This is a genomic window from Clostridium uliginosum, assembly GCF_900112485.1.
Lineage (GTDB): Bacteria > Bacillota > Clostridia > Clostridiales > Clostridiaceae > Clostridium > Clostridium uliginosum.
Genome location: NZ_FOMG01000036.1, coordinates 20,091 through 30,800, shown reverse-complemented (window position 1 = coordinate 30,800; position 10,710 = coordinate 20,091). Strand labels below are relative to the sequence as shown.

At 28.3% G+C, this 10,710-nt stretch carries 7 protein-coding genes; all 7 read right to left on the bottom strand.

What is annotated here, in order from left to right:
* Positions 1–118 precede the first annotated feature (118 nt).
* The 7 genes from BM027_RS16255 to BM027_RS16225 all read right to left on the bottom strand — a co-directional run bounded on the left by BM027_RS16255 (position 119) and on the right by BM027_RS16225 (position 10,097).
* Positions 119–1,288, bottom strand: a complete 1,170-nt coding sequence (locus BM027_RS16255; protein WP_090094183.1) for an aminotransferase class I/II-fold pyridoxal phosphate-dependent enzyme — start codon at positions 1,286–1,288, stop codon at positions 119–121.
* Complete coding sequence (locus tag BM027_RS16250) at positions 1,285–1,764, bottom strand: Lrp/AsnC family transcriptional regulator (RefSeq protein WP_090094181.1); 480 nt, start codon at positions 1,762–1,764, stop codon at positions 1,285–1,287. The genes BM027_RS16255 and BM027_RS16250 overlap by 4 nt, the downstream gene beginning before the upstream one ends.
* An 807-nt stretch (positions 1,765–2,571) precedes the next feature.
* Positions 2,572–4,527, bottom strand: a complete 1,956-nt coding sequence (gene pulA, locus BM027_RS16245; RefSeq protein ID WP_090094178.1) for a type I pullulanase — start codon at positions 4,525–4,527, stop codon at positions 2,572–2,574.
* Positions 4,528–5,063: 536 nt separating this feature from the next.
* Complete coding sequence (locus BM027_RS16240) at positions 5,064–6,476, bottom strand: aminotransferase class I/II-fold pyridoxal phosphate-dependent enzyme (protein ID WP_090094175.1); 1,413 nt, start codon at positions 6,474–6,476, stop codon at positions 5,064–5,066.
* Positions 6,477–6,639: 163 nt separating this feature from the next.
* Positions 6,640–7,755, bottom strand: coding sequence for an RNA-guided endonuclease InsQ/TnpB family protein (locus BM027_RS16235; protein WP_090094172.1), 1,116 nt, complete (start codon positions 7,753–7,755; stop codon positions 6,640–6,642).
* The gene (locus BM027_RS16230; protein ID WP_090094169.1) at positions 7,739–8,359 is read right to left on the bottom strand and encodes an IS607 family transposase; all 621 of its coding nucleotides are present in this window, start codon (positions 8,357–8,359) and stop codon (positions 7,739–7,741) included. Before BM027_RS16230 ends, BM027_RS16235 begins: the two co-directional genes overlap by 17 nt.
* Positions 8,360–8,855: 496 nt before the next feature.
* Positions 8,856–10,097 (bottom strand): M16 family metallopeptidase, encoded by a 1,242-nt coding sequence (locus BM027_RS16225; protein ID WP_090094166.1) that lies wholly within the window; start codon positions 10,095–10,097, stop codon positions 8,856–8,858.
* Positions 10,098–10,710 lie beyond the last annotated feature (613 nt).

Genomic DNA, 10,710 nt, shown 5'->3' with positions numbered 1-10,710 from the left:
TATTTCATATAAATATTATGCGCAAAAAAGTGGATTCAAATTAATGAATCCACTTTTTTTATCGGCTAGTATCAAATTTATTTTGATACAGCCTCTTTTTATTTATTTATTTATTTATTTATTTATTTATTTTATCAATAAATAAACTTATTCTTCTTAATGCTTCTATAATATTATCCATAGAAGATGCATAACATGCTCTAATAAAGCCTTCTCCACAATCACCAAATGCATTTCCAGGTACAGTTAAAACTTTTTGATCTCTAAGAAGTTTTTCACAAAACTCATCAGATGTCATTCCTGTAGATTTAATACATGGGAATACATAAAAAGCACCTAATGGTTCAAAACAATCTAATCCCATTTTCCTAAATCCATCAACTAAAACTCTTCTTCTTCTATTATATTCCTTAACCATTTCTTCTACACTATTGTCTCCATTTTTCATAGCTTCTATGGCTGCATATTGAGCTGTTGTTGGTGAACACATTATTGCATATTGATGTATCTTTTTCATAGCCTCTATTAATATAGGATGTCCACATATATATCCTAATCTCCATCCAGTCATAGCATATGCTTTTGAAAATCCATTTATAACTAATGTTTTTTCTTTCATTTCTGGGAAAGATGCTATTGAAACATGCTCCTTTCCATAACAAAGTTCTGCATATATTTCATCTGAAATAACAATAATATCTTTATCTTTCAAAACTTCTACTATGCCTTGTAATTCATCTCTAGTCATAATAGCACCCGTTGGATTATTAGGGAAAGGAACTATTACTACTTTTGTTTTTGGAGTAATTGCTTCTTCTAAAAGTTTTGGAGTAAGTTTAAATTCATCTTCTGCTCTAAGATTTATAACCTTAGCTGTAGCGCCTGTAAAGGCTGTGCATCCTTTATACGCTACAAAGCTTGGTTCCGGTATAATAACCTCATCTCCAGGACCTGTTAATGCTCTAAGTGCTAAATCAATACCTTCACTACCCCCTACTGTAACTAGTATTTCATCTGTAGGATTATAAGTAAGATTAAATTTTCTATATAAGTATTTTGATATTTCATGACGAAGCTCTATAAAACCTGCATTTGATGAATAATGAGTATGGCCTTCTTCAAGAGAATAAATTCCAGCTTCTCTTATATTCCAAGGAGTAACAAAATCAGGTTCTCCAACTCCAAGTGATATTACATCCTCCATTTCATTTATCAAATCAAAATATTTTCTTATTCCCGAAGGAGGCATATTTTTAACATTGTCTAAAATCATATCTTCTAATATCATATGAATATTGCCTCCCTATCATCTATTTGCTTTGATCTAAATATAGTTCCATGATCTTTATATTTCTTTAGAACAAAGTGTGTACTAGTACTAAGAACATATTGTTGTATAGCTAGTTTTTCTGATACAAAAAGTGCTACGTCTCTCATAGTTTTTCCTTCAACTATAACTGTTAAATCAAATCCACCAGACATTAGATAACAAGCTTTAACTTCTGCAAATTTATATATTCTTTCAGCTACTTTATCAAATCCTGCTCCTCTTTGAGGTGTTATATTAACTTCAATTAATGCAGTTACACTTTCCTTTCCTGTGTTATCCCAGTTTATTAAAGTTGTATAACCTGCTATTATACTTTGTTCCTCATAATCCCTAATAGCTTCCCTAACTTCTTCCACACTTTTCCCAACCATAACTGCTATTTGTTCATCAGAATATCGGCTGTTTTTTTCTAGCATTTCTAATACTTCTTTCATTAAAAATACCTCCTTTAAAATTTTTTTGAATATGCCTAAAATAAAAAAATCCCTCATCCCCAAAAAGGGACGAAAGATTTACTTCGCGGTACCACCCTAATAAGCAATTAATTGCTCACTCAGTTGAAATATTAAAAAAATATTCCACCCTCTATAACATGAGGGACACGTCATCATCTATTTAAGAATATAAGGCATATTAAAGAAAATAACAAGTCAAAGATGCGACGTATATTTTGTGTCAGACAAGGAGATGAAATCATTTCACAGCCAAGCTATGGGATGATTTTACCGACGTGAGTAGAGAACCAAAATCTATGATTTTGCGTGAATCACTTACTCAGCGAGTGTATACGAGTCGAGCTTCCTTATGACGCAAAATAGACTAGCTGACTTCCTTGTTATTTATTGTAATGTGCCTAAATTCTTATTTTTTAATGTGCAATTCAAAGGCTGCTTCTATAATTTCACTTACTAGATTCACACCATCATCTAGCTCTCTGAAAAGTTTCCCATTATATACTATTCCTTATCACTATCTTTTAAATTATTATTTTTATATATTATAAACACAAATCAACTTTAAATTCAATAGTATTTTACAAATATATTGAAATTTAACTCTATATTTTAAATCCGTGCTGATATTGTTATATATTGTTAAGCGGTCTAAAAATTAATATAGGGAACTCGATTCATATATATTCGCTGAGTAAGTTAGAGAAACAAAATATAAAATACCAACAGGGAAAGTTCTGTTAGCCAAATACAAGATTTGGAACATCACTTTTTGACTCTCACTTAATCTTACTTCCGCATTAAAACATAACAACTCATCTTAGGTACTTTAACTATATTATCTTCAATATATGCTAATTCCTCATTCCCTGCTAACTTCTCATTTACAACAATTGACCAGCCACTTTCACTTAAAGTTACTTCTACGTTATTTGTATTAGCATTGTATATAACAGCTATGTTATACCAACTATCTTGCACTGAAGTTACTTTTAAAGTAAATGCCACTACATTATCTGCATTGAAATTTTTTCCTTTTTCCAAAAACATTAAATTTTCTCTTATTTCATTACTACTATTCATCCTAAAAGCTTTGTGCGCTTTTCTTAAAGATATCAAGCCTTTATAATATTCAGTAACATCTTTATATTTTAATGTTCTACTCCAATCTAAAGCATTAACACTATCTGGGGAATTGTAACTATTATGATTTATTGTTCCATCTACATTAACTTTACTTCTTAAAAATTCTTCTCCTGCTTGAAAAAACACTAGTCCTTGTGAACTTAAAATTATTGCTGCTGCTAACTTATTCATTGCTATTAATTCTTCTTCTGAATAATTTTTATTAACAACGCATAATTTATCCCATAATGTGTAATTATCATGTGCTGATATATAATTTACCGTTTGATAAGGTTCATTTGCCCAAGGAAATTTCGAATAACATAATTTATCATATTGTATTTGATTATGTTTTGTAGAAGCTACTACTCCAGATTTTATTGTTTCTTCTAAACCATATCTTCCATTAACAAACCCATTTGCAGCCGCATCAAATACTTGCCCCTTTACTGCGTCTCTAATATCATCACTAAACGCTGCAATTTGCATGTTAACATATTTTCTCATATTATTTTTAATAGATTTATCTTCATCTGGTAAAGGTGAACTTCCTCCAGTCCATCCCTCCCCATACATTATTATTGAATTATCTATCAAATCTAAATTTTTTCTTATCTCTTTCATAGTCTCTATGTCATGTAACCCCATTAAGTCAAATCTAAAACCATCTATATGATATTCTTTAGCCCAATAAAGTATAGAGTCAATTATAAATTTTCTTACCATCATTCTCTCAGATGCAAGTTCATTTCCACAACCAGATCCATTTGAAAAGCTTCCATCTGGATTCTGTCTATAATAATAATTAGGAACTATTAAATTCAAATTAGAATTATGAGTTTCATATGTGTGATTATACACAACATCCATAACTACCCTTATCCCTGCTTTGTGTAATTCTTGAACCATATTTTTAAATTCTTGTATTCTTTTTTCTCCTAAGTAGGGATTTATAGAATATGAACCTTCAGGAACATTATAATTTTTAGGATCATATCCCCAATTATATTCTTTATTATCAAATTTAGATTCATCCACAGTTGAGTAATCAAAAGTTGGCATCAAGTGTACATGTGTTATTCCTAGTTCTTCAATGTAATCTAAGCAAGTCTTCTCTGATGTACCTGGTATTCTTGTACCTTTCTGACATAAACCACTATACTTGCCCTTAAACTTATCATCAACACCTGAAGTTTCACTTATTGAAAAATCTCTAATATGTATTTCATATATAATTGAATCTGTTGGTGCTTTAAAGTCTGGTTTAACATCTTCCTCCCAGCCTTTAGGATTTGTTGATTCTAAATCTATTACCATGCCTACGTTTCCATTAACCCCTACTGCTTTTGCATATGGATCAACAACTTCATGTTCATTTCCATTGTTTGTTACTATATAATTATAGTAAATACCATTTAAGTTGCCCATGACTTCTAAAAACCAAACACCATTTTCTTTTCTTTCCATGTGTATAATCTTAGTATCTTCATTATTATACAATATTAATTTTACATCTTCTGAAATAGGTGCCCATAAAATAAATCTAGTTTTTTCATTTGAGTAAATTGCTCCTAAATCCCCTATATAATTTTCTAAACCATCTCTTATACCATTTATCATAATTTTAGCCACCTTTTAAACTTTAGCTATGTTTTAATTCAATATTGATATTGTAATATAATAGCGAACTGACATTGAAATTTGCTTTAGGCACCTGTAACACTTGTAATAAAATAACAAAACCAAGATGTGTCCTATATTACAATACCAGCACTATTTTTAAACATAGCCTGAAATTTATATATATTTATTACTTCTACAATCTAATTTTATCCGATAGCTAGCATCCGTAATGCTCCTACTTCTCCAAGTGGATGATAACGGCTGCACGCTCCTTATATAACGATTTTTAAGTTTCAGATGGTGTTAAAACCCCATCTGAAACTAAGAACTCCGTTTATATACGCTTAATAGTTTTACATATAATGTAATTATATATCATATATAACACAAATATCAATTTTTTCGATAATCATTATAACATAAGGCATATTAAAATAACTAATCAAAAAAACTAAGAATTTTTGACTAGTTATTTATTGGGAGATTCCTAATTAGGCACATGAAATAAAATAACAGACCAAAGATGTACCTTATTAAGGAATAACAACTTCTATTTTGTTATCAACTACTCCTATTATACTTCTTTCGTTCTTAATATAATCTTTTATAATATTGATAGCGTCTTTAGTTATAACCTCACCTGCACAAATTAAAGGTATTCCTGGTGGATATGGGACTATCATTTCTTTTGATATTTTCCCTTCACTTTCTTCTATAAAACATAGTTTTCCTTGTAACTTAAAAGTTTCATAAGGTTCTAATACCTTCTTTGGAATTATAGAAAAATATTTTGCTTTATTATCATCTTTTAATAAACTTAAATTGAGCCCTACTATAGCATCATATATAGTGTTAAAATCTCTTTCTGTATTAAATGGTGATAAAATCAAAACTACACCTCGTGAAAAACTCATCTCTGCTTGTATTTTTTTAGTTCTTAAATAATCTAAAAGTTTGTGTCCACTAAAGCCTTTTGGAAGCATCATTATATATCTAGTTATATCTATATCATAATCTTCTTTTAAATCTTCTTTTGAAATTATATGCACTTTATTAATCTTATTGATTTTCTCTCTCCATTTTTCGCAAACTGCTATTAAGAGTTCATAATCGCCCTTTCCATACTTATCCAAATAATATCTTGCATAATCTAAAGATGCCATAATTAAATAAGATGGTGATGTAGTCATAAAAGCTTTTAAATAAAATTCTATGTTTCCACACTCATTATTAACCAATAAGTATGAGCCCTGCGTAAGTGCTGGCAATGTTTTATGAGCACTTAAAATAACATAATCTCCTAAAGAAGCTACAGATTTAGGTAATCTATCATTTATCCCAAAGTGAGCACCATGTGCTGCATCAATAATAATTTTTAATCCTTTTTGCTTTAAGTCTTTAATAATTTCTTCAATATCATAACAAATACCAAAATAATTAGGATAAGTCAAAATAATCCCTTTAGGATTTTGGCACTTTTTTATTGCATCATAGATATTTTCTTTATTAGGAGGAAAAAATAAATCATTTTCATAATCTATAACAGGTTCAATATATGTAACCTTTAATTTTCTTAAAATAAGTCCATTATAAATTGACTTATGACAATTTCTCTCAACTACTACCTCGTCACCCTCATTAAATGCATCAAAAATAGAAACTAAATTTCCACCTGAACTTCCATTGATCATAAAATAAGCTTTTTTTACATTATAAGTTTTACTAAGTAACTCCTGAGCTTCTTTAATTACACCTTCAGGACAATGAAGATTATCTAGTGGCTCAACTTCTGTTATATCAATATAACCTAAATTCTCTGCAAATTTCTTTCCTATACTATCTCTTAAAAATCCTATGCCACTTTTATTTCCTGGCATAGAAAGTATTAAATTCTTCTCTTCATGATACTTTAATAATTCATTTAATAATGGTAATTTTGTATTCATTATATATCCGTTGCCAAAACCTTATAAAACTTTATAAAGCTTGTTTAATTCCCCATTCAACCTATCCCATTTTGCTAAAAGCTACTTTGGTTTGATATAATAGTCCAGGGGCTTAACTTCCCATACAACGCATGGTACACCTCAGTCATAATTGTTTAAGTAATTATGCTGAATATCTGCTAAGATTTATACTTGCATTATAATCTCTATCTATAGCAAAACCACATTCTTCACAGATATAAGTTCTTTCAGATAATGAAAGTTTAGTTTTTACATGACCACACTCACTACAAGTCTTTGATGAGGGATACCACTTATCAGCTTCAACAAACTCTATGCCATTGAATTCACATTTATATTGTATTTGCCTTTTAAACTCATATAAACATTGTTCTGTTATTTCTTTAGATAAGTATTTGTTTTTAATCATACCTTTTATATTAAGTGTTTCCATGACTACTCTTGATGGCTTGGTTTTCACTATCTCGTTAGTAGCTTGGTGTAGGTGATTAGTTCTTATATTTGCTAATCTCCTATGAAGTAATTTAACTTGCTTTTCGAGTTTTGCAATGTTCTCGGTTTTGACATACTCCTTTCCGTTTCTATTTTTTTCATATTTTCTTGAACATTGTCTTTGTTTTCTTTTCAATATCTTTTTAAGCTTTTTTACCTTCTTTGTTTTATTAATATTTTTAAAGGTCATTCCGTTGGAGCATATAGCTAAATCTTTTATGCCAACATCAATTCCTATGCTCTCATTAGTTAGTTCTAATTTAGGTTGTTCCTTTTCTATTCCAACGGCTACAAACCAATATTTTCCGTCAAAACTTATCCTTGGATTAGTGTATTTACAATTCATAGGTATTGAGTTTTTCTTTACAGTAATCCAACCTATTTTTTCAATTAATACTGCATTATCTTTAACTTTAAGTTTTGAAGTATCGTTGTAAAATGATGGTTTAGCTTTTTTTCTACTCTTAAATCTTGGTTTATCTGATTCGACTTTAAAAAACTTTTTATAAGCATTACAAGCATCTTTAACAGCTTGTTTAGCTACATTGTTAGATACTCCACTCAGCCAATTTAATTTATCTTGTTTTAATACTGTTATCTCTTTTCTTAAATCATTATCAGATATAAACTTACCACCATTTTTATAATTTTCTTCTTGTCTTGCAAGTGTCCAGTTATAAATAAATCTTGCAGTGCCAACTGATTTCCATAATTTTTGTTCTTGTTCTTTAGTTGGAAATAATCTAACTTTATTCCCTAGTATCATTCTCCAACAACTCCTTAATCATTTTCTTTGCTTTATTAGCTCTTTTACCTTGCAATCTACAACTAAAAACTGTAACGATTTGAATTAAATCTTCAACTAATTCCTGTTCTTCTGTCTTTTCAGTATTATCTATGATTTCAATAGTAGTACCATATTTATTGCATAGATTCTCTATAATTTCAAAACCAAACCTTAACAATCTATCTTTATATAGAATTACTATCTTTTCAACTTCTGAATTAGTTATCATATCTATTAGTTGATTTAATCCTTTTTTATTGTAATTTATCCCACTTCCTATGTCTTGTATGATTTCAAATTGATACCCTTTAGCGATCATATATGTTTTAACATTTTCTATTTGTCTTGCTAAATCATCTTTTTGTTTATGAGAACTAACTCTACAATATCCAATTACTTTTTTAGTTTTAGTTTCAATACCTTTGATTCCTAAAAAATGATTAAGTTGCTCTTGTGAATAATATCTATACCCTGTTGGAGCAACATGATGTGGTTTTAATATATCTTTTTTATCCCATTCTCTTAATGTTTGAGCATTTTTACCTATTAATTTTGAAAATTCTCCAATAGAATAGTATTTCATATAATCACCTCTTGAACTTGTTATAGCATAAACATTATATAAATTCAAGATAATTATATAAACTTTTATAAGGTTTTATTGACTGCTGTCTTACCTCTTTCCATTTTAAAATCAACAATAATTAGACTTGGCTGTATCCTAATACAAGTCATTTAATGATATGATGTATATTAAAAAAAATAGAAATAACATTTGTGGAAGAAGCATTGAAAAATAAGCTTAGAGTTTCTTCATTTAAAGTTGTTCCATAAATGATTGTCCTAATGCATATTAGGAGCAATCTTTTATGGGTACAATTTTAAATGTTAGAAACTATTAGCGAAATTTTTCTGGTCTTCTGGAATAAATGTTATTTCTATTTATTTGCTATTACTTCACTTGGAAATTCCGAGACAGCCCCGTTTTATAACATTATTAGAAAATAGACTTATTTAAACCAGCAAAACGCATTATCTTAATATTATTATACGTTCTGAAAAACTATATTAATACTATATTATTTAGGTATTATAATTTCTATTGATGAATTTTTCAGCACCTTAATTGCTGTATCAAATATAAAGTTTTTAGTTAACTTGTTTACTCCTTTAACTTCTTCTACATATACATTATAATCTCCAGACATTGTATCATATGTAGATAATTCCTTAGCTAAGACAATACTCTGTTCTTCTCTAAACAATCTTTTTAACTTGTATGCTTTTACTAATCCCTGAAATACATCTTCATTAATATCTGCTCTTAAAATTTCTAACTTATCTATACACTCTTGTATTAATCCTAGAGTTTTATCTATGTTTTCTTTTGAAGTACTAAATGTCACTTTATATAACTTAATGTATTTTTCATGAGCAATTTTTGTAATAACATCATAAATAAGTCCATTCTTAGTTCTTAAAGTGTCATAAAGTAATGAATTTACCCCTTCTCCAAACCACTCATTAAATATTCTAAGTGCTTTAATTTCATTATTATTTAAAGAATGAATAGGATATATCATCTCAATTTTGCATGTCTTTAATCCTTCTTTTTCATTTATAAATCTATTGTTATTATTATTCTCATATATAAGATTATTATTATTTTCATATAAAGTATCTATATTTTTATCATCTTTATTTTTCCAACACTTAAAATACTTTGAAACAATTTTTTTAATATCTTCAAATTCAAGTGAAGATACTACTGCAATAGATGTATTACCAGGGAAATAAAATTTTTCGTGAAAATTCTTAATATCATCTAAAGTTATATTCTTAAGACTTTCTTCAGTTCCTATAATAGGATATTTAATTCTCCTATTACTAAAACTATTTAAAAATAGCTTATCTTCACAGTATTGCTCAACTTCTTCATCCCATTCTCTAAGCTCCTCAATTATTACATTCATTTCCTCTTTGAATCCATCATCTACAAAATTAGGATTAACAATTATGTCAGAAAAGATTTCAATACCCTTTTCTAAATCTTCACTAAGCATAGTTCCATAATAAATCACATAAGGATAATTAGTCATAGCATTATGAAAACCAAAAATCTTACTTAATTCTTTATTTATTTCACTTTCATTTCTATTTTTAGTATTTTTAAATACCATATGCTCTGTTGCATGAGCAATTCCTAAAATGTTGCTTTCAACTCCAGCCCCTGCTTCTAATGAGATACATATAGAAGAAAGCTCTGATGTACTTTTTTTATATATTAACTTTAAATTATTCTTAAATATATATTCTTTCAATTAATTTTCCTCCCAAAAATATAATAACTTTATTTTAATGTATATATGTTGCAATAAGAAATATTCAATAAATTAAGTAGATGTTTACTTTTTGTGTTACACATTTGAATCTGCAACATATGTATTTTTTACGCTTTGTTTTAAAACCATGTTGATATTGTTATATATTGTAAAGCGGGCTAAGAAATTGAACTTAAGAACTTCTAAATGAGTATAGTCCCCTTTTAGCTTGCTCCAAAGACAAGCAAGAAAGATGACAATACTCATTAAGAGTTCTAAAAGTCCAATTTCAATGTCCACTTTACAAAAATATAACAATATCAACACTCTGCTAAAACATAGCCATTTTTTAAAACATAGCCTTTAAAAAAAATAATAAGCCAGTATGACTCAAAATATACATCACATCTTTGACTTGTTATTTTCTTTCATATACATAATCTTAAATTACCTTAACTAAATAAACAAGCTAACTTAAAACACATTCAAAAAAGAGGGGATGCCTTAAAATTACCAAGTGAAGTAATAACAAAGAAATAAAAATAACATTTATTAAAGAAGACTAGAAAAATTTTGCTAAGAGTTTCTAAAATTTAAGGTTTTACCCATAAAA